Below are 23,100 nucleotides of genomic sequence, written 5' to 3'. Positions count from 1 at the left end.
GCCGCCGCGCGGGCGGGGGCGGGGGCGCGGAGATCCGCGCGCAGCCGACCCCGGCCGCGGCCGTCCGCTCCATCGAGGAACTGATCCGGCCGGAGACCGCACGGACGCCGGCGCCGGCATGACGAGGAAAGGGCACACCATGAAGGCACTCGTACTCGCGGGCGGCACCGGGTCCCGGCTCCGCCCGTTCAGCCACAGCACCCCCAAGCAGCTCGTCCCCGTCGCGAACAAGCCGGTGCTGCTGCACGGGCTGGAGTCGCTGCGGGACGCGGGCATCACCGAGATCGGCGTCATCCACAACGCCGGGCACACCGCCATCCCCGCCGCGATCGGCGACGGCGCGGCGCTCGGGGTCCGGGTCACCTACATCCCGCAGGACGAGCCGCGCGGCCTCGCGCACTGCGTGCTGATCGCGCGGGACTTCCTCGGCGACGACGACTTCCTCATGTACCTCGGCGACAACGTGTTCGCCGACGGGCTCGGCGCGCCGGTCGCGCAGTTCCGGGACGAGTCCCCGGACGCGCAGCTCGTCCTGGTGAAGGTCGCCGACCCCACCGAGTACGGCGTGGCGGAGATCGCCGCGGACGGCCGCGTGCTCGGGCTCCAGGAGAAGCCGTCCGAGCCGCGCGGCAACCTCGCGGTGACCGGCGCGTACTTCTTCACCCCGGCCATCCACGAGGCGGTCCGCGCGATCGCGCCGAGCTGGCGCAACGAGCTGGAGATCACCGACGCCGTGCAGTGGCTGGTGGAGCGCGACCTGAACGTGCGCGGGCACGTGTGCGCCGGGTACTGGAAGGACACCGGTAACGTCTCCGACCTGCTCGACTGCAACCGGGCGCTGCTGGAGAAGCTGCGGCCGGGCGTGCGCGGCCGGCTGGACCCGCTCACCCAGATCGGCGCCTCGGTGGTGGTCGAGGCCGGCGCCACCGTGATCGCGTCCCGGATCGACGGCCCGGCGATCATCGGCGGCGGCACCGCGATCGTCAACAGCTACATCGGCCCCTACACCGCCGTCGGGTCCGGCTGCCTGGTCGAGAACGCGGGCGTGGAGGACTCCATCCTGCTCGACCGCTCCTCGGTGCACGGCCTGCGCACGGTGAAGGGCTCGCTGATCGGCCGGGAGGCCGCGGTCAGCCTCGCCCGCCACGAGCTGCGCGTGCACCGGCTTATCGTGGGCGACGACAGCCGACTGGAGGTGCCCGCGTGAGGATCCTCGTCACCGGCGGAGCCGGCTTCATCGGATCGGCCTACGTCCGCGACCTGCTCGGCGGGCGGTACCCGGGCACGGACGGCTGGCGGGTCACCGTCCTGGACAGCCTCACCTACGCGGGCGACCGCCGGAACCTGCCGCCCGACGGCCCCCGGCTGGCGTTCGTGAAGGGCGACATCTGCGACGCGTCACTGCTCGCGGACCTGCTGCCGGGGCACGACGCGGTCGTGCACTTCGCGGCGGAGTCGCACGTCGACCGCTCCGTGGCCGACGCGGCGCCGTTCGTCATGACCAACGTCGTCGGCACCCAGACGCTGCTGGAGGCGTGCCGCCGCGGCGGTGTCGAGCGGTTCGTGCACGTCTCCACCGACGAGGTGTACGGGTCGATCGAGACCGGGTCGTGGACCGAGGACCACCTCCTCGCCCCGAACTCCCCCTACTCGGCGTCCAAGGCCGCCGGCGACCTGTTCGCGCGCGCCTACTGGCGCACCCACGACCTCGCGGTCTCGGTGACCCGGTGCTGCAACAACTACGGCCCCTACCAGTACACGGAGAAGGTCATCCCGCTGTTCGTCACCACCCTGCTGGACGGCGGGTCGGTGCCGCTCTACGGGGACGGGCACAACGTCCGCGAGTGGCTGCACGTGTCCGACCACTGCCGGGCCGTCCACCTCGTCCTCACCCGGGGGCGGGCCGGGGAGATCTACAACATCGGCGGCGGCACGGAGCTGAGCAACCTGGAGCTGACCGAGCGGCTGCTCGACCTGTGCAGCGCCGGCTGGGACCGGGTGCGCCGGGTCGCCGACCGCAAGGCGCACGACGAGCGCTACTCCCTGGACGACGGCAAGATCCGCACCGAGCTGGGCTTCGCGCCGGAGGTGCCCTTCGCGGACGGGCTGGCCGCCGTCGTGGACTGGTACCGCGACAACCGCTGGTGGTGGGAGCCCGGCGCGGACGGCGCGGCGGGCCCGGCGCGGCCGCAGCCCATCGCCCGCCTCACCTGAACGGCGGACCGGGCACGAACGACAGGCCCCGCCCCCTTGCGAGGGGGCGGGGCCTGTCTTGCGGGGTCTCTTCCTCAGCGGGGTCTTCAGCGGGCGGCGGTCGCGGGCGCCATCGCCTCGCGGACGGCGGCGATGACGGTGTCCACCGCCTCGTCCGGCAGGTGCGGGCCCATCGGCAGGCTCAGCACCTGCTCAGCCAGCCGCTCGGCGATCGGGAAGGAGCCCGCCCCGTGCCCGAGGTCGGCGTACGCCGGCGACAGGTGCGCCGGGACCGGATAGTGGATGATCGTCTCCACCCCGGCCGCCGCCAGCCGCTCGCGGAGCGCGTCCCGGCGCTCGGTCCGGACGACGAACAGGTGCCACGACGTGCCCGCCCACGGCTCGACGACCGGGAGCGCGAGCCCCGGCACCCCGGCCAGCCCGGCGAGGTAGCGGCGGGCGACCTCGGCGCGGCGGGCGTTCCACTCGTCCAGCCGGGCGAGCTTCACCCGCAGCACCGCCGCCTGGATCTCGTCGAGCCGGGAGTTGGTCCCCTTGATCTCGTGGTGGTACTTCACGGCGCTGCCGTAGTTGCGCAGCAGCCGGATCCGGTCGGCCAGCGCGGCGTCGGAGGTGACCACCGCGCCGCCGTCCCCGAGCGCGCCGAGGTTCTTGCCGGGGTAGAAGCTGAACGTGGCGGCGTACGGCCCCGACCCGACCCGTTCGCCGCGGTGGCGGGCGCCGTGGGCCTGCGCGGCGTCCTCCACCACGAGCAGGCCGTGCCGGTCGGCGACCTCCGCGATGGCCCGCATGTCGGCGGGCTGCCCGTACAGATGCACCGGCAGCACCGCCCTGGTCCGGCGGGTCACCGCCGCCTCGATCCGGGCGGGGTCGAGGTTGCAGGTCCGCTCGTCCGGCTCGACCGGCACCGGGCGCGCGCCCGCCGCCGTCACCGCCAGCAGCGTCGCGATGAACGTGTTGGACGGGACGATCACCTCGTCGCCCGGCCCGACCCCGTGCGCGCGCAGCGCCAGCGTGATCGCGTCGATGCCGGACCCGACGGCGACGCAGTGCGCGGCCCCGCAGTAGGCGGCGAACTCGGCCTCGAACGCGGCCAGTTCCTCACCGAGCAGGTACCAGCCCGAGGACACGACCCGGTGCACCGCCGCGTCGAGCTCGGCGCCGAGCTCGTCGTGGACGGCCCGCAGGTCCAGAAAGGGAACCCTCATCCCAGCCTCTCCGCGTCGCGCAGGAACTCGTCGTACCTGCGGTAGTAGTCCGCCTCGTCATAGTGCGAGGAGGCGAGGACGAGCCCGACCGCGCCCGGCGAGAAGTTCTCCAGGTTCCGCCAGATCATCGGCCCGATGTAGAGGCCGCGGGTCGGGTCGTCCAGGTGGAAGCGCGTCCGGCGGCGGCCGTCGTCCACGGTGATGTCGAACTCGCCGTGCAGCGCCAGCAGGAGCTGTTCGAGCTCGCGGTGGGCGTGCGCGCCGCGCACCGTGCCGGTCGGCATGCCGTACAGGTAGTAGACGCGCTCGATGGCGAACCCGATGGTCTCGCCGGCCTCGACGGAGGCGAGCCCGCCGCGGTCGTCGACGAAGTCGGGCACCTTGACGATGCGGCACGGCGCGACCCGGCCGACGACGGTCTCACCGGCCCCTGCTTGCTGCATTACCTTGATCCCTTCCGGCGACGGGCGGGCCCCGCGACGGCTAGCGCGAGTCGGCGGCCGCGAGCTCGCACACCAGTGCGGCGATGGTGGCGACGTCCTTGAGGTAGCGCGCCTCGATGAAGCGCGCGGGCAGCGGCGTCCGCAGCCCGTCGCGCAGGTGGTTGAGCAGGACGGCGGTGCGGAGCGAGTCGAGGATCCCCGACTCCAGCAGCGGGGTGTCCGCCGCGATCTCCACGCCGTCCGCGGCCCCGAAGTTCTCCCGGACGAAGCCGAGCAGCTCCGCGCGGACCTCTTCCTCGGTCATGCGTCCTCCTCGTCGGGCGCCGGCGGCGCCGGTCAGTCCAGCCACGGCGGGGTGGCGAGGATCTTGATGACGGCGCTGGAGAGCGTGACGCCGGGCGCCATGCCGGCCAGCAGCACGTGGTCGCCGGGCCCGAGCTCGCCGGTCGTCAGCAGGTGGTCGAGGGAGACGAGCTGGTCGCTGGCGCCGAGGTGCCCGACGGTGCGGCCGAACTCCCAGGTGGACATCGACAGCGGCAGCCCGAGCGCGCCCATGCAGCGCTGCTCGACCGTCTCCCGGTCGTTGTTCATGAACGCCACGCGGGCGAGGTCGGCGAGTTCGATGCCCGCCTCGTCGAGGGACCGCTCGACGCTCTCCAGCAGCTTCTGGTGCACCGTCACCCACAGGGACGGGCCGCCCTCCGTCCGGGCCCGCGCCTTGGCGAGCGCCCCGGCGAGGAACGACTCGGTGCGCCGGTGGAAGTCCATGGACCGGCCGGTGGTGGCGCCGGGCGGGAACAGCGGCTCGCCGCTGCGGTGGAGTTCCTCGCCTTCGGGGACGGTGATGGAGTTGACCGACAGCAGCTGCGCGAAGCCCGGGGCGCGGCCGAGGACGAGCGCGCTCGCCGCGTCGCCCATGACGAAGCCGGGGCCGGCGTTCCACCGGTTCACCAGCGGGGTGCCGTAGTTGTCGGTGCTGACGACCAGCGCGGTGCGGCGCGCGGGGTCGGCGCTCAGGTAGGCGGCGCCCAGCTCCAGCGCGCTGAACACCCCGTTGCACCCGTGCCGGGTCTCGACGGCGAGGGCACCGCCGCCGACGAGGTGCCGCTGCAGGTAGTACTGCGGCTGCCAGCCGTCCGGCCCCTGGTGCCAGGTGTCGGTGTAGAGCAGCAGGTCCACCTCGTCGGGGCGCTGGCCGCAGCGCTCGAACGCCGTCCGCGCCGCGCGCAGCGCCATCTCGGGGGCCGGGACCTCCCCGGCCACGGCGACGCCGGTGAAGCCGTGCGCCTCCGCCCCCTCCTCCGGGTGCAGGCCCTGGGCGACGGCCCATTTGATGTCGACGGTCTCCGGCAGGTAGACGCCGACGCTCCTGACGTACGCGTCCTGGGTGCGCATGACCTCGGTTCCTCGCTTCCGGTTGCGTCGGGCCCGTGTCAGGCGCCGACCATCGGCTCGGCCTCGCCGGAGAGCAGCCCGGCCAGATGTTCGGCGATCGCGGTGACGGTGGGCTGGTGCCACAGCAGCGTGGCGGGCAGTCCGTGCCCGAACCGCTTCTCCAGCCGCCGCCGGATCACCAGCGTCATCACCGAGTCCAGGCCCTGCTCGGCCAGGGAGCGGCGGGGGTCCAGGTGCTCGGCGGACAGCCGCATCTCGGTCGCGATCTGGGCGCCGACGACCTCCAGCAGGCGCGCGCGCAGCTCGTCCGGCGGCAGGCCGGCCAGGCCGTCGGTGTCGGACGTCCCGCCCGGTGCGGCGGCCCGGTCCCGGGCGGCGGCGTCCGCCGCGGCGGCGACCTCGGTGAGCAGCGGCGGGCGCTGCGTGCCCGGTTCGGCCGGGGCGACGCCGAGCACCGCGTAGTACGCGCCGCCGTGCGCGGCGGCCAGGTCCCAGGCGGCGAACGCCTCCGGCGCGGTGACGTCGGTGACGCCGCGGGCCTGCAACTCCATGTCCACGACCTCGTTGACGGCCATGCCCTTGCCGCGCCAGGACGTCCAGCCGAGGCTCACGGTGTCGCGGCCCCCAGCGGCGCGGCGGTGCGCGGCGAACGCGTCGAGGAAGGCGTTGGCGGCGGCGTAGCCGGCCTGGCCGGGCAGGCCGAGCAGGTGGCCGCAGGACGAGAACAGTGCCAGGAAGTCCAGGCTGCCGGGCGGGAACAGCCGGTGCAGCGTCCAGGCCCCGTCGACCTTGGGGCGCAGCACGGTGCGCAGCGACGCCTCGTCCACGCCGGGGATCATCCGGTTGTCGAGGGCGCCGGCGGCGTGCACGACGCCGCGGATCGGCGGGAGGCCGAGCGCGTCGGGGTCGAGCGCCGACGCGGCCTCGGCGGGGTCGGCGATGTCCAACGCCACGGTGGCGACGGTGACGCCGAGGCCCTCCAGGGCCCGGACGCCCTCGATCCGGCGGCGGGTCTCGGCGTCGGCGGGGGCGTCCCACTCCGAGCGGGCCGGGAAGGGGCGGCGGCCGGCCAGCACGATGCGGCGCGCGCCGCGCTCGGCCAGCCACCGGGCGACCTCCAGGCCGAGGACGCCGAGGCCGCCGGTGACGAGGTAGGTGCCGTCGGGGTGGCAGCGCACCGGCTCGCCCTCCGGGGGCGCGTCGTCGGGGCGGGCGAGGCGCGCGACGGTGGTCTCGTCCGGGCGCAGCGCGATGACGTCGTCACCGGGCGCGGACCGCAGGACGGCCAGCAGCGCGGCGGCGTCGGGCACCGATCCGTCCGCCGGGAGGTCGATCGTGCCGCCCCACAGCTCGGGGTGCTCGCCGGAGACGATCCGGCCGAGGCCCCACAGCGGCGCGTGGCCGAGGGCGTCCTCCGCCCGGCTCTCCCTGACGCCCGCCGTCAGGCACCACAGGCGCGGCGCGGCGGCGGGGTCGAGCGCGGACAGCCGCTGGACGGCCTGCGTCAGCAGCCATGCCGCGTCGAGGGCGGCCTCGGTGACGGGCCGTCCCGGGGTCGCGGGCGGCGGGACGAGCAGGACGTCCGTGGACGGCCCGGCCTCGGCGGCGAACTCCGCGAGCGCCTCCGGGCCGGACACTCCCGTACAGGTAGCCCCGGCCGCGTGGAGGGTGTCGCGCAGAGCGTCCACAGCCTGTGGATCCGGGCCCACGATGACGACGTCCCGCTCGGCACCGTCACCGGACGGGGTGAACGGCCGCCAGGCCAGCTCGTGCACCAGCCGTGCCGGATGCGCGGCGGCCGTGCCGGGGTCGCGGTCCATCGTCGCGTAGCGGAGACCGGCGAGCCGGGCCAGGACCCGGCCGTCCGGGTCGGCGATCAGCACGTCCACGGAGTCGTCCCGGGACGGGTCCACGACGACCTCGACGATCGCGTCCTCCGGCGGCTCGCTCGCGAGGTGCACCTCTCCGACGTGGGCGACCATGCGGAGCACGGCCTCCCCCGGATAGGCGGCGGGCGCGATCGACAGCGCCGCGTCCAGCAGCGGCCCCCAGGTCGCGGCGCCGCGCGCCGGATGCCCGGCCGTGACGACCGCGCGCAGCCGCCCCTCGCCCCGGTACAGCTCACGGACGGTCCAGTCGAATGCCATCGTCGGGACGCCCACCGACGCCAGGCGCTGCTGGACGAACCCGGTGTCCACCGCCTCGCCGGGGGCCGCGGTGTCGGCGAGCGCCGGCGGCAGCGGGTCGGCGGGGCCGGACGCCACGGCGGCGGTGCAGTGCGTGAGCCACGACCGATCCGCGGAGTCGTCGGCCGTCGCGCGGGAGGCCAGGCGCGCGGCGCCGTCCTCCAGCAGCACCTGAACCTCGCGGCGGTCGGTGGTCAGCGGCAGCCGGAGCGCCACGTCGGCCAGCGTGGGCGGCGGGCCGTGCCGGTCGGCCGCGGCGCCGAGGAAGGTGTTGATCAGCACCGCCGCGGGCACGATCTCGACCCCGTTGATGGTGTGGCTGCCCGGGTAGGGGCGGCAGTCGTCGTCCAGGACGGTCCTCCACAGCCGCAGCGCCCGGCCGGCGACCGGGACCGGCGACCCCAGCAGCGCGTGCGCGTCCACGTCGTGGCCGAGCCCCTCGCCCGCGCCGCCGGACGGCGCGTCCCGCCAGTGCCGCCGCCGCTGCCAGGCGACGCCGGGCGGGGTGACCAGGTCGCCGCCGGGCGCCAGCGTCCGCCAGTCCAGCGGCAGCCCGTGGCAGTGCAGCGCGGCGGCCGCGTCGAGCAGCTGCGCGGGCTCGGACCGGTCGCGGCGCAGCGTCGAGCCGACGAACGCGTCACCGAGCCCCAGCTCGCCGAGGGTCTCGCCGATCGAGTGGGCCACCACCGGGTGCGCGGAGACCTCCAGGAACGCGCGGTACCCGTCCTCGGCGGCGGCCTCGACGGCCGCCGCGAGCCGCACCGGGTTGCGCAGGTTGGCCGCCCAGTAGGAGCCGTCCGGGGCGGGCATCGCCCGCGGGTCGGGCAGGGCGGTCGAGTACATCGGGACGGCGGGCGGGACCGGTGCCAGGCCGGCCCCGGCGGCGGCCAGCTCGTCCAGCAGCGGGTCCATGTGCGGGCTGTGGAAGGCGACGTCGGAGGAGACGCGGCGCACCTGGACGCCCTCGTCCCGCCACCGCTCCACCAGCTCCGCGACGGCGGCGGCGTCCCCCGCGACGACGGTGGACAGCGGCGACGACTGGATCGCGGCCACCAGGTCGGCGCGGTCGCCGAGCCGCTCCTCGACCTCGGCGAACGGCAGCGCCGCCATGGCCATCGCGCCCCGGCCCGCGACACGGCCCAGCAGCCGCGACCGGCGGCAGATCAGCCGCGCGCCCGCCTCCCGGGTCAGCGCGCCCGCGATGACGGCGGCGGCGATCTCCCCGACCGAGTGGCCGATCACCGCGGCCGGGGCCGCGCCCCGGGACCGCCACACGGCGGCCAGCCCGAGCTGCACCGCGAAGATCATCGTCTGGATCCGGGCGACGTCGGTCAGCGGGTCGGCCAGCAGCACCTCGCGCGGCGAGAAGCCGATCTCCTCCCGGAAGACCGGCTCCAGCGCGTCGATCACCTCGGCGAACGCCGGTTCGGCGGCCAGCAGCCCGCGGCCCATGCCGGCCCACTGGGAGCCGTGCCCGGAGAAGACCCACACCAGGCCGGACCCGGCCTCCGCCGGGACGGTGCCGGTGGTCACGCCGGGGCCTTCGGCGCCGTCCGCCAGCAGCCGGAGCCCGGCGACCAGCGCGTCCCGGTCCGCGGCGACGACCCCGGCCCGGTGCGGCAGGTGCGAGCGGCGCAGCGCCAGCGTGTGCCCGACGGACGCGAGCGGCGCGCTCCCCCCGCGCCCCGCCAGCCAGTCGGCCAGCTCGCCCGCGTGCTGCCGGAGCGCGGCGCCGGACGCGGCCGACACCGGGTAGAGCCGCGGCTCCCCGTCCCCGTCGGCGGGACGCGGCGCGTCCGGCCGCGCCGGGGCCTCCTCCAGCAGGACGTGCGCGATCGTCCCGCCGTACCCGAAGCCGGACACCCCGACCCGCCGCGGGGTCTCGCCGCGCGGCCACGGCGTGGGTTCGGTGACCACCTTCAGCCCGCCCCCGGCCCAGTCGATCGCGGGGTTCCCGGTGGTGAAGTTCAGGCTCGGCGGGATCTCCTCGTTGGCGAGGACGAGCACCGCTTTGATGACGGACGCGACGCCCGCGCCCGCTTCGAGGTGCCCGATGTTGGCCTTCACCGACCCGATCAGGCACGGCTCGCCCGCCGGCCGGCCCGCCCCGTAGACGGCGCTGAGCGCGGACGCCTCCAGCGGGTCGCCGAGCCGAGTCCCGGTGCCGTGGGCCTCGACGTAGCCGACCGTCGCCGGGTCCACCCCGGCGCTCCGGCAGGCCCGGTCGAGCACGTGCCGCTGCGCCGCGCCGCTGGGCGCCATGATCCCGTTGGTGCGGCCGTCCTGGTTCACGGCGCCGCCGCGCACGACCGCGAGCACCCGGTCGCCGTCCCGCTCGGCGTCGGCGAGCCGCTTGAGCACCAGCACGCCGCAGCCCTCGCCGCGCCCGTAGCCGTCGGCGGACGCGTCGAACGACTTGCAGCGGCCGTCGGCGGCCATCGCGCCCGCCGCGTCCAGGGTCAGCGTCAGCCCCGGCGACACGATCACGTTGACGCCCGCCGCGAGCGCGAGCGGGCTCTCCCCCGTCCGGACGCTCTGGCACGCCAGGTGCAGCGCCACCAGCGACGCCGAGCAGGCGGTGTCGACCGCGAGGCTCGGGCCGCGCAGGTCCAGCGCGTAGGAGATGCGGTTGGCGACCGCGCACATCGCGGCGCCGATGCCGGTCCACGCCTCGATCCGCGGCAGGTCCTCCAGCAGCCGGCGGCCGTAGTCGTCCGACCCCACCCCGACGAACACCCCGGCGTCGGAGCCCGCCAGGTCGCGGGGCGGGACGCCGGCGTGCTCCAGCGCCTCCCAGGCGGTCTCCAGCAGGATCCGCTGCTGCGGGTCCATCAGCTCGGCCTCGCGCGGGGTCAGCCCGAAGAACTCGGCGTCGAACGACTCGACGCCGGAGAGGAAGCCGCCCCACGGGGTGGCGCGGCGCAGCGCGGCGGCGAAGTCCGGGCCGAACCGCTCGTACTCGCGCCACCGCTCGCGCGGGACCTCCCCGATGCCGTCGCGGCCGTCCCGCAGCAGCGACCAGTACGCCTCCGGCGAGTCGGCGTCCCCGGCGAACCGGCAGCCGACGCCGATCACCGCGACGGGCTCCGCGCCCGGCTCCGCGCCGGCCGGCCGCGCCCGCCCGGCCCCGCTGTCCTGCACCATCGATGGGCCCCCATCCACTCTCGGGTCGTGTCGCACGCGGCCGCCGTCCGCCGGGACGCGCCCGTCCGGTCCGGCCGGGTTCACCGCGGCGCTCACCGCAGCCAGGGCGGCGTGCTGAGGATCTGGACGATCGCGCTCGACAGGGTGACCCCGGGGCCGACCCCGACGAGCAGCATGTGGTCGCCGGGGCGCAGCTCCCCGGCGGTGAGCAGGTGGTCGAGCGAGACGAGCTGGTCGCTGGCGGCCAGATGGCCGACGGTCCGCCCGAACTCCCAGGTCGACTTGGACATCGGCAGCCCCAGCGCGAGCATCCCGCGCTGCTCGACGATCTCGCGGGAGTAGTTCATGAAGGCGGCCCGCGCGATGTCGCCGATCTCCAGGCCCGCCTCGGCGAGCGTCCGGTCCACCAGCTCGACCATCCGCTGGTGGACGGTCACCCACACGGTGGTGCCGGCCCCGTCCGCCATGGCCCGCCGGTTGAAGTCGGCCGTCCGGCCGCTGAAGTCGAGCGGCCGGCCCGCCGTCGGGCCGGGCGGGAAGAGCGGCTCGCCGCTGCGGTGGACCTCCTCGGCCTCCGCGACGGCGGTGGTGCACACCGACAGCAGCCGGGCGAAGCCGGGCTCGGTGCTGAGCAGGACGGCGCTCGCCGCGTCCCCGGCGATGTAGCCGGGGCCGAACCGCCAGCGGTCGATCATCGGGGTGCCGAAGTTGTCGGCGGCCACCACCAGCGCGTCGCGCCGGCCGGGCGAGCGCAGGTAGGACGCGGCGAGCTCCAGCGCGCTGAACACCCCGTTGCAGCCGTGCCGGACCTCCACCGCCAGCGGCCGGCCGCCGACCAGGTGCCGCTGCAGGTAGTACTGCGGCTGCCAGCCGTCCGGGCCCTGGTGCCAGGAGTCGGCGTACAGCAGCAGGTCCAGCTCCTCGGGGCGGTGCCCGCAGCGCTCGAACGCCTGCCGCGCCGCCCGCAGCGCCATCTCCGGGGCCGGGACGTCCCCGGCGACGGCGGCGCCGGCGAGCTCGTGGAGCTCGGCCTCCTCGGCGGAGTAGCGGCCCTCCCGGACGGCCTGCTCGACGCCGGCCGCCGGCGGGAGGTACACCCCCAGTCCCTTGAGGTGAACGTCGGGTGTGCGCACGACCGCCTCCTTGATTGCTCAAAGCTGCGATCACTGTCCACCGCCGCGCTTAAGGGGGGCTAAGCGCGATCTGAACCGGTCAGATGTCGCGGCGGCGGAACACCGCGCACGCCACCGCCGCGGTCGCGCCGACACCGGCGATCATGATGCCGAGCAGCGTGAACGCCGGGATCCCGGTCTCGGTGGTGGTCGACATGACCATCATCCCGGCCATGATCGGCCAGAGCCCGCGGACCAGCGGCGGCAGCAGCGGGCCGAGCAGGTACGGGACGATGATGGCGGCCACGACCAGCACCACGATGGCGCCCGCCGTCGACCGGATCAGCACGCCCAGCGCGGCGCCCAGCAGCCCGACCAGGGCGAGGTACAGGCCCGCCCCGACGACCGCGCGCAGCGACTCGTGGTCGGTGAGGGAGGCGTGCGGGACGTCCATCCCGACGAGCACCTGCTGGCCCAGCAGGAAGCCGCCGACGCTGACCAGCTCCCCGACCGCCAGCCCGACCGCGGTGATGACGAGGGCCTTCGCGGCCAGCACCCGCAGCCTGCGCGGCACCGCGGTCAGGCTGGTGCTGATCATCCCGGTGGCGAACTCCCCGCTGGTGCTGAGCACGCCGAGCGCGCCGACGGTGAGCTGGGCGAACAGCGTCGCGCCCATCAGGCTCGTCAGCGTCGGGTCCCACTCCGCGCGCTCGGCGGCGGTCATGTCCGCGTACCCCTCGGCGGTCCCGCTGGTGAACAGGAACGCCATGCCCACCCCGACGACGATGGTGGCGACGACGGAGTACAGCGACGACCGGAGCGTGCGCAGCTTGGTCCACTCGGAGCGGACGGCGTCGGCGAACGTCGCCCGCCCGTCCACCGGCACCAGGGCCGCGGCGGGTTCCGGCGCGGCCGCCGGTCGGTCCGTGAACGGCGTCGGTCGGCCCGTGAACGGCATCAGGCGGCCCCTTCCGTGACGTTGAACTGGACGCTGTCGCGGGTCAGCTCCATGAAGATCTGCTCCAGGGAGGCCCGGTGCGGGGTCAGCTCGGCCAGCACGGCGCCGTCCGCCGCGGCCAGCCGGTAGATCTCGGTGCTGTCGAGGCCGGTGACGAGCAGCCCGCCGTCCGGCTCCCGGCGCACCTCGGCGCCGCGCGCGGCCAGCCGCCGGGCGAACGTCCCGGCCTGCGCGGTCCGCACCAGCACCTTCGGCCGGGTGGTGCGGCCCATCAGCTCGCTCACCCCGGAGTCGGCGAGCAGCCGGCCGCGGCCGATGATGACCAGATGGTCGGCGGTGAGCGCGATCTCGCTCATCAGATGGCTGGAGATCAGCACCGTGCGGCCCTCGTCGGCCAGCCGCCGGGCCAGCGTGCGGACCCACATGATGCCCTCGGGGTCCAGCCCGTTGATCGGCTCGTCGAAGATCAGGCAGGCGGGGTCGCCGAGCAGCGCCGCGGCGATGCCGAGCCGCTGGTACATGCCGAGCGAGAACGTGCGCACCCGGCGGTGCGCCACCCGGTCCAGGCCGACGAGCTGCAGCACCTCCGGGACCCGCCAGCGCGGGATGCCATTGCTCAGCGCCAGGCACAGCAGGTGGTCCTCGGCGCGGCGGCTGTCGTGCACCGCGTGCGCGTCCAGCAGCGCCCCCACCTCCCGCATCGGCGCGGGCAGGTCGGCGTACCGGCGGCCGCCGATCGTGGCCGTCCCGCGGGTGGCCGCGTGCAGGCCGAGGATGACCCGCATCGTCGTCGTCTTGCCCGCGCCGTTGGGCCCGAGGAACCCGGTGACCAGGCCCGGTTTGACGGTGAAGGTCAGATCGTCGACCGCGACGGTCTCGTCGAAGCGCTTGGTCAGACCTTTGACCTCGATCATGGTGCGTTCACTCCGCGGGGTCGGTGGGTCGGATCGGGTCGTCCCCCGCCGTCCGGGCGCGGGCGGGCGCGCCCGGACGGCGGCGGGGGCTACTCGGTCGAGCCGATGGCCCGCAGGACGTCCATCGTCGAGGCGCGCCGGGCGGGCCAGACCGCCGCGACGACCCCGATGAGGGCCGAGGCCAGCACGTACAGCGCCAGCTGCCCGACCGGCACCGACAGGACGTCCATCCCCTCGTCGGCCGCCGCGTTCTGGATGCTCACCGCGATCACGACGCCCACCGCGAGGCCGAGCAGCGCGCCGAAGGTGGAGATGACCACGGCCTCGAACCGGATCATCCGGCGCACCTGCCCGCGCTGCATGCCGATCGCGCGCAGCAGCCCGATCTCGCGGGTCCGCTCCACCACCGACAGCGCCAGCGTGTTCACGATGCCGAGCGCGGCGATGACGATCGACAGCGCGAGCAGCACCAGGACCACGCGCAGCAGCAGGTCGATGCTCGCGGTGTACTGCTCCTTGATCTGCTCCCGGTTCTTCAGGTCCAGGTTGGGCCAGCGGTCCAGGGTGCCGCGCAGCGCGCGCTCGACCGCCGCCGCGTCCGTCCCGGGCGCCTTGATGATGTCGATCTGGTCGATCTGCGCGTCCGAGTAGTGCTCGGCGTAGCTGCCCGCGCCGAGGATGATCGTGGGCGCGGTCTCCAGCACCGACTTGACGTCGGCGTAGATCCCGGCGATCCGGAAGGTGGCGCGGGTGCCGTCCTGGTACTGGCCGGGCACGGCGGACCCGACCTTCCAGCCCTTGTCGTCGGCCGTCTTGCGGTTGACGAGCAGCTGGTCGGGCCCGAGCGAGGACGAGCCCGCCTCGATGCGCAGCCGGTACAGCCGCACCAGCCCGGCGGCGTCGCCGGCGGTGGCGCGGCTCGCCTTGCCGTCCAGCTTGAACGGTGCGGTGGCGACGCCGATCGCGTCCCGCACGCCGGGCGTCCTCGCCACCGCGTCCCGCACCTCGGTGCTGAGCGGGGTGAGCGAGCTCGGCGCGTCGATCCGGTAGTCGGCGGTGAGGCCCTCGTCCACCTGCCGGTCGGTCGAGGCGACCATCGACGCGGAGATCACCGACACGCCGCTGACCAGGGTCAGCCCGATCATCAGCGCGGACGCGGTGGCGGCGGTGCGGCGCGGGTTGCGCTGCGCGTTCTCCCGGCTCATCCGGCCGGTGACGCCGGCGATCCGGGCGAACGGCCAGCCGAGCAGCCGCGTCGCGGGGCGGCTGACGATCGGGCTGAGCGTGGTGATGCCGATGAACAGCGCGGCGGCGCCGCCGCCCGCGATGACCAGCGCCGCGTCGCCGGACCCGCCGAACCCGATCGCCATCACGACCGCGCCGGCGACCGCCTCGATCGTCCCGGCGATCGCGCGCAGCCGCAGCGACCGGCCGCTCGCGGCCACCGCGTCGTCGCGCATCGCCGCGACCGGCGGGATCCGCGCCGCCCGCGACGCGGGCAGGTAGGCGCCGACCAGCGTGACCAGCATGCCCACCGCGTACGACCACAGCACCGCCATGGGCGGCAGGGTCAGGTCGCCGGCGGGAACGCCGAAGTCCAGCGCGCCGAACAGCGCGATCAGCCCGAGGCCGAGCCCACCGCCGGCGAGCAGGCCGATCGTCGAGCCGAGGAACCCGACGCCGAGCGCCTCGCCCATGACCATCAGCGTGACCTGGCGGCGGGACGCCCCGATCGCGCGCAGCAGCGCCAGCTCCCGGGTCCGCTGCGACACCAGCATCGAGAACGTGTTGAAGATGATGAACGAGCCGACGAACACGGCGACGAACGCGAAGACCAGCACGAACGTCCGCAGCATCTTCAGCACGTCCTTGACGGACGCGGTCTGCTCGTCGATCGCCTTCGTGCCGGTGACGGCCTCGTAGCCGGACGGCAGCACCCGCGCGATCGCGTCGCGCAGCTCGGTCTGCGACACCCCCGGCGCGGCGTGCACGGAGATCTGCCGGTAGGTCCCGGGGTGCTCCATCAGCAGCCTCTCGGCGGCCTGCGGCTGGAACGCGGTCACGACCAGGGCGCTGAGCGCGTCCGACGAGCCGTACTGGAAGATCCCGGAGACGGTGAAGGTCCGCACGCCGGACGCCAGCACCACCTGGACCCGGTCGCCGGCCTTGTAGCCGGTCGCGTCCGCGGTGTTCTGGTCGAGGGCGATCTCGTCGGCGGCGCGCGGCCCCGTCCCGGACTTCAGCCGCATCGGCGACAGGTCCGGGTCGGCGTTCCAGTCCCGGCCGGTCTGCGGCGGCGACCCGTAGATCTTGCCCTTCTTGTCGATGACGCCCGCGAACCCGGTGACCTCGCCGTGCACCTTCGCGACGCCGGGCGCGGACCGGATCGTCGCCAGCAGCGACGCGGGCACGGGCCGGTCGGGCGCGTCGGTGCCGAGTTCGGTGCTGACCGCGCGCTGGGTGCGCACGACCGCGTCGGTGCCCCGGCCGAGGTCGGAGAAGGCGCTGCCGATCGACTTGTCGAGGGTGGCCGAGAGGATCATCGTGCCGGACACGAAGCCGACGCTGAGGATGACCGCGAGCGCGGTGAGCCCCAGCCGCAGCTTGTGCGCGAGCAGGCCCCGCAGGGCCAGGCGTGCCATCACGACCGCTCGCCCCCCGGCAGCTCGAAGCCCTTCATACGCTCCAGGACGCGCTCGGCGGTCGGCTCGGCCATCCGGTCGACGATCTTCCCGTCGGACAGGAACAGCACCTCGTCGGCGTAGCCGGCGGCGGCCGGGTCGTGGGTGACCATCACGATGGTCTGCTCCAGGTCGCGCACCGAGTCCCGCAGGAACGCCAGCACCTCGCCGCTGGAGCGGGAGTCGAGGTTGCCGGTCGGCTCGTCCGCGAAGACGATCTCCGGGCGGGAGGCCAGCGCGCGGGCGCAGGCGACCCGCTGCTGCTGGCCGCCGGACAGCTCGGCCGGCCGGTGGCCGAGCCGCGGCCGCAGCCCCACCGTGTCGATGATCTTGTCGACCCAGGCCCGGTCGGGCTTGCGGCCCGCGATGTCCATCGGGAGCGTGATGTTCTCCAGCGCGGTCAGCGTCGGGACGAGGTTGAACGCCTGGAAGACGAAGCCGATCTTGTCCCGGCGCAGCGCGGTGAGGCGCTTGTCGTTCAGCCCGGACAGGGCCGCGTCGCCGATGTAGACCTCGCCGCCGCTGACCCGGTCCAGCCCGGCCATGCAGTGCATGAGCGTGGACTTGCCGGACCCGGACGGCCCCATGACCGCGGTGAACCGGGCCCGGGGGATCTCCACGCTGACGTCGTCGAGCGCGGTGACGGTGGCCGCGCCGGTCACGTAGGTCTTGGTGACGTGCTCGGCCCGCGCGGCGGCCGCGGCGACGCGCGGCTCGGTACTCGCGGTTGCGCTGCTGCTCATATCCGTTTCCTTCATCAGGAGGTTCCTCGTCACGGGACTTGCGGGGTCGCGTGGACTCGCGTGGACTCGCGTGGTCACGTGGCTTCGCGGGGCCGGCCGCCCGGTGCTCCGGCCTCGTCTCGATTCCAGCCGCTCGGCGGGGGTCGCCGACAGCGGGCAAGGTACGGAGCGCGGCGTACGAAGGTGCAGGCCGCCGGACGCGGGAAGCCACTTTCGTAGGGCCCCGCACCGCCGCGGGCACACCCGGCGGCGGGCCGGGAGCGCTTACATTTGAGTGCGTGAAGCCTGTGCTGCGGCGCCCCTGGAGCACCCCCCGGGGTGCCGTCCTCACCGACCTCGCCGTGGTACTGGCCGTCCTGCTGCTCGGCCTCGCCGTCACCGCGACGCCGGACGCTCCGCTGAAGCCGGCCGGCGGCCTCACCTACCTGCTCGTCCCCGGGCTGGCGCCGGCGCTGTTCTGGCGCCGCCGCGCGCCGCTCGCCGCCACCTGGGCGGTGGCCGTCGCGGCGGTGCTGGTCCCGGCGGCGGAGCTGGTCGTCCCCGGCACCTTCTTCCGGCACGGTGGGGACGCCGACTACACCGAACTGCTCGCCTGGACGCCCGCCGCGCCCTTCGCCGCGTACGCCGCGCTCGCCTTCGTCAGGAGCGCCCGCGCCGCCTGGGCGCCGCCGGCGGTGATGGCCGTGGGCGCGGCGCTGATGGGCTGGGCGATCCCCGGCCCGGAGCAGGGCGGCCCCGGCTCCACCGACGCGGTGGTCTTCCGCAGCATGGCCTTCCTCGCGGTCGGCGCGCTGCTCGGGCTGTACGCGGGGGCGCGCCGCCGCATGGTGCACACGCTGGTCGAACGCGCCGAGCGCGCGGAGCGGGAACGCCACCTGCTGGCCGAGCAGGCGCGCGCGGAGGAGCGGGCGCGCCTCGCCGCCGAGATGCACGACGTGGTGACCCACCAGGTCAGCCTCATGGTGCTGCAGGCCGGCGCCCTGCGGGTCACCCTGCCGGACGAGGAGTCGCGCGCCGCCGTCGAGCAGATCCGCTCCACCGGCTGCGCCGCGCTGGAGGAGCTGCGGGACGTGGTGGGCCTGCTGCGGCGCGGCGGCGAACCGATCGCCCCGCCCCGCGACGGCCCGGGGCCGGCCGAGCGGATCGACCTGTCCCGGCTGATCGCCGAGTCGGAGTCGGTGGGGGTGCCGGTCGCGCTGGCGGAGGAGGGCGGCCCGCCGCTCGCCCCGCCCGCGGTCGGCCGCACCGTCCACCGCGTCGTCCAGGAGGCCCTCACCAACGTGCGCAAGCACGCCCCGGGCGCGCGGGTCGAGGTGCGGCTGCGCCGCGACCCCGGCACGGTTTCGGTGACCGTGGCCAACACCGCCCCCACCGGCGAGGACGGGGTGCTCGCCGCCGCCGGCTCCGGGATGGGGCTGCGCGGCCTGCGGCAGCGGGTCGAGATGGTCGGCGGGTCGTTCGCCGCCGGGCCGGCGGACGGCGGCGGCTTCCGCGTGGAGGCGACCCTGCCGACCGGCCCGGACGCGGCCGGCGACGACGCTCAGGTCTCCTTCACCCGGTAGCTGCGCACCGTCAGCGGCACGAAGACCGCCAGCAGCGCCACCGACCACGCCACGGTGGCGATCACCGGATGTTGCAGGGGCAGCGCCGGGTCCGCCAGCCGGGCACCCGGGCTGCCGAACAGCTCCCGCCCCGCCACCACCCCGGCGCTGACCGGGTTCCACTCGGCGATGGTGCGCAGCCAGCCCGGCATGTCGCCGGTGGGCACGAACGCGGTCGAGATCAGCGCGACCGGGAAGAAGAACGGGGCGAGCCGCCCGGCCATCTCCTCCGAGCCCGCGGCCAGCCCGATGAACAGGCCCACCCACGTCATCGCGTACCGCAGCAGCAGCGTCAGCCCGACCGCGGCGGCGGCGTTCGCCGCGCCCGCGTGCGGCTGCCAGCCGACCACCACGCCGCAGGACATCATCAGCAGCAGGCCGATCGTGCCGATGAGCATGTCGGCCCCGGACTGCCCCAGCGGCACCGCGACCCGCGACACCGGCATCGAGCGGATCCGGTCCAGGATGCCGCGCTGCGCGTCCACGGCCGCGTCGGTCGCGACGGTGGAGACGCTGGTGAACGACATCATCACGAACAGGCCCGGCATCAGGTACTCGCGGTAGTCGCCGCCGCCGGGCACCTCGACGGCGCTGCCCAGCACGTAGCCGAACAGCAGCACCATGATCACCGGGAACATCAGCGCGGCGACCAGCACCTGCGGCTGGCGGCGGAGCTGGGTCAGCGGGCGGCCGACGAGGGTCAGCCCGTCGGCCACGGCCCAGCGCAGCCGCGCCGCCGCCGTCGTCGGGACGACGGGGACCGTCGCGGCGGCACCTCCCCGCGTCGCCATCACACCGCCTCCCGCACCTGGTCGCCGGCCCGTTCGGGATCCCCGCCGCCCCGCGCGGTCAGGTGCAGGAACACCTCGTCGAGGGTGGGGCGGCGCAGCGCGACGTCCACCGCCGCGATCCCTCCGGCGTCCAGCCGCCGCACAACGTCGACTAGGGTCGCCGCGCCGGTCGGGACCGGCAGGCTGAAGCCGTCCTCGCGCAGCTCGGCGGGCCCGTCGCCGATCTCGGCCGCGAGCAGCGCCGCCGCCCGCTCCACCGGGGCGGGACGGGCCAGCGTGACGTCCACCCGGTCGCCGATGATGCCCTTCAGCGCGTCGGGCGGGCCGGACGCGACGATCCGGCCCCGGTCCACCACCGCGATGTCGTCGGCGAGCTGGTCGGCCTCCTCCAGGTACTGGGTGGTGAGCAGCACCGTGGTGCCCTCGGCGACGAGGGTGCGGACGGTGTCCCAGATCTCGCCCCGGCTGAGCGGGTCGAGCCCGGTCGTCGGCTCGTCCAGGAACAGCACCTTCGGCGCGATGATCAGGCTGGTGATCAGGTCGAGCCGGCGGCGCATGCCGCCGGAGTAGGTGCGCACCTGCCGGTCGGCGGCGTGCGCCAGCCGGAACCGGTCCAGCAGCTCGTCGGCCCGCCGCCGGGCCTCGCGCCGGGACAGGTGGTAGAGCCGGCCGAACAGGCGCAGGTTGTCGCGCCCGGTGAGCGCCTCGTCGAGCGCGGCGTACTGGCGGGCGACCCCGATCCGGGCGCGCACCTGCGCGGGCTCCGTCACGGCGTCGAACCCGGCGATCCTGGCCCGTCCGGCGTCCGGCGCGCACAGCGTGGACAGCACCCGCACCGCGGTGGTCTTGCCCGCGCCGTTCGGTCCGAGCAGCCCGCAGACGGTGCCCGGCGCGACGCGCAGGTCCAGGCCGGCCAGCGCCCAGGTCTCGCCGAACCGCTTCCGCAGCCCCTCGGCCGCGATCATCGCGTCGTCCATGCACCCTCCGCTGTCGGACATCGGCAGATAACGCCCGCAGCGTAAATGATCGGAATTCCGCCGCGCAATACTGGGAAAGTCATTTACAGCGCCTTTGTCGCCGACTTTGGCGGCGCATTGTCGCCGCTTCAGCGGGCCCGTGTGAACTGGCCGCCGAGACCTGGACGGAGGCACCCGGTGAGCCCTGCGATCGCGCCCTCGGAAGACGATCACACGCTGGACGGAGCCGCGAAGTTCACCCGGTCGGCCTCCATCGACCACCAGGCCGGACCGTCCTCGGCGTTCCGCAAGTGGTGGGACGGGCGGCACCGGGACGGCCGCTTCGAGGTCACCCGGATCCCGTTCCGCGAAATGGACAGCTGGCATTTCGCCCCGGACACCGGAAATCTGCGGCACGCGAGCGGCAGATTCTTCACGGTCGAGGGGCTGCGGGTGAGCGAGGGCGGGGCCGAGCTCTGGTCGCAGCCGATCCTGCACCAGCCGGAGATCGGCATTCTCGGGATCCTGGCCAAGGAATTCGACGGCGTCCTGCATTTCCTGATGCAGGCGAAGATGGAGCCGGGCAACGTCAACGCGGTGCAGCTCTCGCCGACCGTCCAGGCGACCCGCAGCAACTACAGCCGGGTGCACCGCGGCGCGCGGACCCGGTACCTGGAGTACTTCCTCGCGCCGCGGCGCGGCTCCCGGGTGCTGGTGGACGTGCTGCAGTCCGAGCAGGGCGCGTGGTTCCTCGGCAAGCGCAACCGCAACATGGTGGTGCAGGCGCTCGGGGACGTGCCCGACCACGACGACTTCCACTGGGTGACCATCGGCGAGCTGCGCGCCCTGCTGGCGCACGACAACCTGGTGAGCATGGACGCGCGGACCGTCCTCGCGTCGATCCCGTTCACCGCCCCGCGCCCCGGCGACCACCTCGCGGCGCACCGGGCCGGCCCGGACGACGCGTTCACCGGTGCGCTGCTGCGCTCCTACGCGGCCGGCGGGTCGGGCGCGCTGCACTCCCGGCGGGAGGTGCTGAGCTGGTTCACGGAGATGAAGGCGGCGTGCCACTGGCGGGTGGACCTCGTCCCGCTGAACGGCGTCGCCGGCTGGGCGCGCTCCGCGGACGAGATCGCCGACGACGGCCGGGGCGGCTTCCGGATCCTGGCGACCCGCGTGCGGGCCGGGAACCGGGAGGTCGCCACCTGGTCGCAGCCGCTGCTCGCGCCGCGCGGGCACGCGGCGGCGGCCTTCGTCGCCCGCTCGTTCGGCGGCGTCCTGCACCTGCTGGTCCAGGCCCGGCCGCAGCCCGGCCTCCGCGATCTGGTGGAGCTGGCGCCGACCGTGTACGTGCCGCCGTGCGCCGACCCGGCCTCGGCCGCCGCCGCGCTGCCCTTCGGCGCGGCGGCGATGACCGCCGACCCGGCGCGGGTGCGCTTCGACACGCTGCTGTCGGAGGAGGGCGGGCGCTTCTACCACGCCCAGACCCGCTACCGGGTGGTGGAGGCGGGTGACGGCTTCCCGGCCCGCGTCCCCGAGAACTACCGCTGGCTGACGGTGCGGCAGCTCATGGAGCTGGTGCAGCACGGCCACTACCTGGACATCGAGGCGCGCAGCCTGCTGGCGTGCGTGCACAGCCTGTGGTGACGGCCCGAGAGGAAGGGGACGAACGATGCGGCCACCGCCGCTGCGCATGGGGCTGCTGGGCTGCGCCGACATCGCCTGGCGCAACGCCCTGCCGGCGATGGAGCGGGTGCCGGACGTCGCGCTCGTGGCCTGCGCCAGCCGCGACCGGGCCAAGGCGGAGCGGTTCGCCGCGCGGTTCGGCGGCGACGCGCTGGCGGGCTACGAGGAGTTGCTCGCCCGGCCCGACGTCGACGCGGTCTACGTCCCGCTGCCGTCCGGCCTGCACCACCTGTGGGGCCGCCGGGCGCTGGAGGCCGGCAAGCACGTGCTCCTGGAGAAACCGGCCGTCACCAGTGCGGCCGAGGCCGCGGACCTCGCGGCACTGGCGGGCGGGCGCGGGCTGTGGGTGGGCGAGAACTTCACCTTCGTCCACCACGCGCAGCACCGGGCCGTCCGGAGGCTGATCGACGAGGGGGCCATCGGCGAGCCGCGCGGGCTGCGCGCCGTGTTCGGGATCCCGCCCCGGCCGCCGGGCGACATCCGCTACGACGCCGAGCTGGGCGGCGGGGCGCTGCTCGACCTCGGCTCGTACGTGGTGCGGGCGGCGCAGCTGCTCCTCGGCGACGAGCTGAGCGTGCTCGGCTCGATGCTGCGCATGGCCGGCGACCTCGGCGTGGACGTCGGCGGCAACGCCCTGCTGTGCTCGGCGGGCGGCGTCCCCGCCGAGCTGATGTTCAGCTTCGAGACCGGTTACCGCTCGGCCCAGTCGATCTGGGGGGCGCACGGCCGGCTCACCCTCGAACGGGCCTTCACCACCCCGACGACGCTGCGCACCGTGGCGCGCGTCGAGCGGCAGGACCACGTCGAGGAGATCACGCTGCCCGCCGACGACCAGTTCGCGGCGGCCCTGCGGGCGTTCGCCGGGTCGGTGCGCGCTCTCGGCGCCTCCGGGGACGGGGAGCACCGGCTCCGGCGGAGCCTGGACGCGCTGCTGCGGCGCGCGGTGCTGCTCGACGAGATCCGCGAGCGCGCACACGTGGTCGACGTGGACGGACCGGTGCCCGCCGGCGTCCGCTGACCCCCGGCCCGCCATCCGGAGCCCGGCGTCCGACCCGGCGCCGGGCTCCG

Annotated in this window: 17 protein-coding genes; 5 read left to right on the top strand and 12 right to left on the bottom strand. The window is 75.1% G+C overall.

Going from position 1 to position 23,100, the window contains the following annotated elements; genetic code table 11:
* Positions 1-139: 139 nt before the first annotated feature.
* Together AB0K34_RS29940 and rfbB are read left to right on the top strand one after the other, a co-directional pair.
* Complete coding sequence (locus AB0K34_RS29940) at positions 140-1,207, top strand: glucose-1-phosphate thymidylyltransferase (RefSeq protein WP_301175620.1); 1,068 nt, start codon at positions 140-142, stop codon at positions 1,205-1,207.
* A complete protein-coding gene (gene rfbB / locus AB0K34_RS29935) occupies positions 1,204-2,214 on the top strand; it encodes a dTDP-glucose 4,6-dehydratase (RefSeq protein WP_301175619.1) in 1,011 nt (336 codons plus the stop codon). Before AB0K34_RS29940 ends, rfbB begins: the two co-directional genes overlap by 4 nt.
* Before the next feature lie 86 nt (positions 2,215-2,300).
* Here rfbB and AB0K34_RS29930 read toward each other — a convergent pair whose 3' ends face one another.
* The 10 genes from AB0K34_RS29930 to AB0K34_RS29885 all read right to left on the bottom strand — a co-directional run bounded on the left by AB0K34_RS29930 (position 2,301) and on the right by AB0K34_RS29885 (position 16,998).
* Positions 2,301-3,422 carry a DegT/DnrJ/EryC1/StrS family aminotransferase gene (locus AB0K34_RS29930; protein ID WP_301175618.1) on the bottom strand — a complete coding sequence of 374 codons (1,122 nt, stop codon included), beginning with the start codon at positions 3,420-3,422 and terminating at the stop codon, positions 2,301-2,303.
* Positions 3,419-3,865 carry an FdtA/QdtA family cupin domain-containing protein gene (locus AB0K34_RS29925; protein ID WP_138634200.1) on the bottom strand — a complete coding sequence of 149 codons (447 nt, stop codon included), beginning with the start codon at positions 3,863-3,865 and terminating at the stop codon, positions 3,419-3,421. Before AB0K34_RS29925 ends, AB0K34_RS29930 begins: the two co-directional genes overlap by 4 nt.
* Positions 3,866-3,905: 40 nt before the next feature.
* Positions 3,906-4,169 (bottom strand): phosphopantetheine-binding protein, encoded by a 264-nt coding sequence (locus AB0K34_RS29920; RefSeq protein ID WP_301175617.1) that lies wholly within the window; start codon positions 4,167-4,169, stop codon positions 3,906-3,908.
* A gap of 32 nt (positions 4,170-4,201) precedes the next feature.
* On the bottom strand, positions 4,202-5,260 hold the full coding sequence (locus AB0K34_RS29915) for a ketoacyl-ACP synthase III family protein (protein ID WP_301175616.1): 1,059 nt from the start codon (positions 5,258-5,260) through the stop codon (positions 4,202-4,204).
* Between the two features lie 38 nt (positions 5,261-5,298).
* Positions 5,299-10,590 (bottom strand): type I polyketide synthase, encoded by a 5,292-nt coding sequence (locus AB0K34_RS29910; RefSeq protein WP_301175615.1) that lies wholly within the window; start codon positions 10,588-10,590, stop codon positions 5,299-5,301.
* 92 nt (positions 10,591-10,682) lie between these two features.
* On the bottom strand, positions 10,683-11,723 hold the full coding sequence (locus tag AB0K34_RS29905) for a ketoacyl-ACP synthase III family protein (RefSeq protein ID WP_301175614.1): 1,041 nt from the start codon (positions 11,721-11,723) through the stop codon (positions 10,683-10,685).
* A 79-nt stretch (positions 11,724-11,802) separates the two neighbouring features.
* A complete protein-coding gene (locus AB0K34_RS29900; protein WP_301175613.1) occupies positions 11,803-12,660 on the bottom strand; it encodes an ABC transporter permease in 858 nt (285 codons plus the stop codon).
* Positions 12,660-13,574, bottom strand: coding sequence for an ATP-binding cassette domain-containing protein (locus AB0K34_RS29895; protein WP_138634182.1), 915 nt, complete (start codon positions 13,572-13,574; stop codon positions 12,660-12,662). Before AB0K34_RS29895 ends, AB0K34_RS29900 begins: the two co-directional genes overlap by 1 nt.
* 89 nt (positions 13,575-13,663) lie before the next feature.
* Positions 13,664-16,216 carry an FtsX-like permease family protein gene (locus tag AB0K34_RS29890; protein ID WP_301175612.1) on the bottom strand — a complete coding sequence of 851 codons (2,553 nt, stop codon included), beginning with the start codon at positions 16,214-16,216 and terminating at the stop codon, positions 13,664-13,666.
* Positions 16,216-16,998: an ABC transporter ATP-binding protein gene (locus tag AB0K34_RS29885; protein WP_138634176.1), complete on the bottom strand. Its 783-nt coding sequence runs from the start codon at positions 16,996-16,998 to the stop codon at positions 16,216-16,218. The genes AB0K34_RS29890 and AB0K34_RS29885 overlap by 1 nt, the downstream gene beginning before the upstream one ends.
* Before the next feature lie 278 nt (positions 16,999-17,276).
* On the opposite strand from AB0K34_RS29885, the gene AB0K34_RS29880 reads away from it, so the two are divergent.
* A complete protein-coding gene (locus tag AB0K34_RS29880) occupies positions 17,277-18,560 on the top strand; it encodes a histidine kinase (RefSeq protein ID WP_301175611.1) in 1,284 nt (427 codons plus the stop codon).
* On the opposite strand, the gene AB0K34_RS29875 is transcribed toward AB0K34_RS29880, so the two are convergent.
* Together AB0K34_RS29875 and AB0K34_RS29870 are read right to left on the bottom strand one after the other, a co-directional pair.
* Complete coding sequence (locus tag AB0K34_RS29875; protein WP_301175610.1) at positions 18,539-19,390, bottom strand: ABC transporter permease; 852 nt, start codon at positions 19,388-19,390, stop codon at positions 18,539-18,541. The genes AB0K34_RS29880 and AB0K34_RS29875 overlap by 22 nt on opposite strands.
* Positions 19,390-20,367 (bottom strand): ATP-binding cassette domain-containing protein, encoded by a 978-nt coding sequence (locus AB0K34_RS29870; RefSeq protein WP_301175609.1) that lies wholly within the window; start codon positions 20,365-20,367, stop codon positions 19,390-19,392. The genes AB0K34_RS29875 and AB0K34_RS29870 overlap by 1 nt, the downstream gene beginning before the upstream one ends.
* A gap of 177 nt (positions 20,368-20,544) precedes the next feature.
* On the opposite strand from AB0K34_RS29870, the gene AB0K34_RS29865 reads away from it, so the two are divergent.
* Positions 20,545-21,993 (top strand): NDP-hexose 2,3-dehydratase family protein, encoded by a 1,449-nt coding sequence (locus tag AB0K34_RS29865; protein WP_301175608.1) that lies wholly within the window; start codon positions 20,545-20,547, stop codon positions 21,991-21,993.
* A gap of 25 nt (positions 21,994-22,018) precedes the next feature.
* On the top strand, positions 22,019-23,050 hold the full coding sequence (locus tag AB0K34_RS29860) for a Gfo/Idh/MocA family oxidoreductase (protein ID WP_301175607.1): 1,032 nt from the start codon (positions 22,019-22,021) through the stop codon (positions 23,048-23,050).
* Positions 23,051-23,100: the final 50 nt, after the last annotated feature.

Origin of the sequence: Actinomadura sp. NPDC049382 (assembly GCF_040677125.1) — a bacterium.
Taxonomy (GTDB): Bacteria; Actinomycetota; Actinomycetes; order Streptosporangiales; family Streptosporangiaceae; genus Spirillospora; species Spirillospora geliboluensis.
This window is presented reverse-complemented; position numbering and strand designations above follow the sequence as displayed.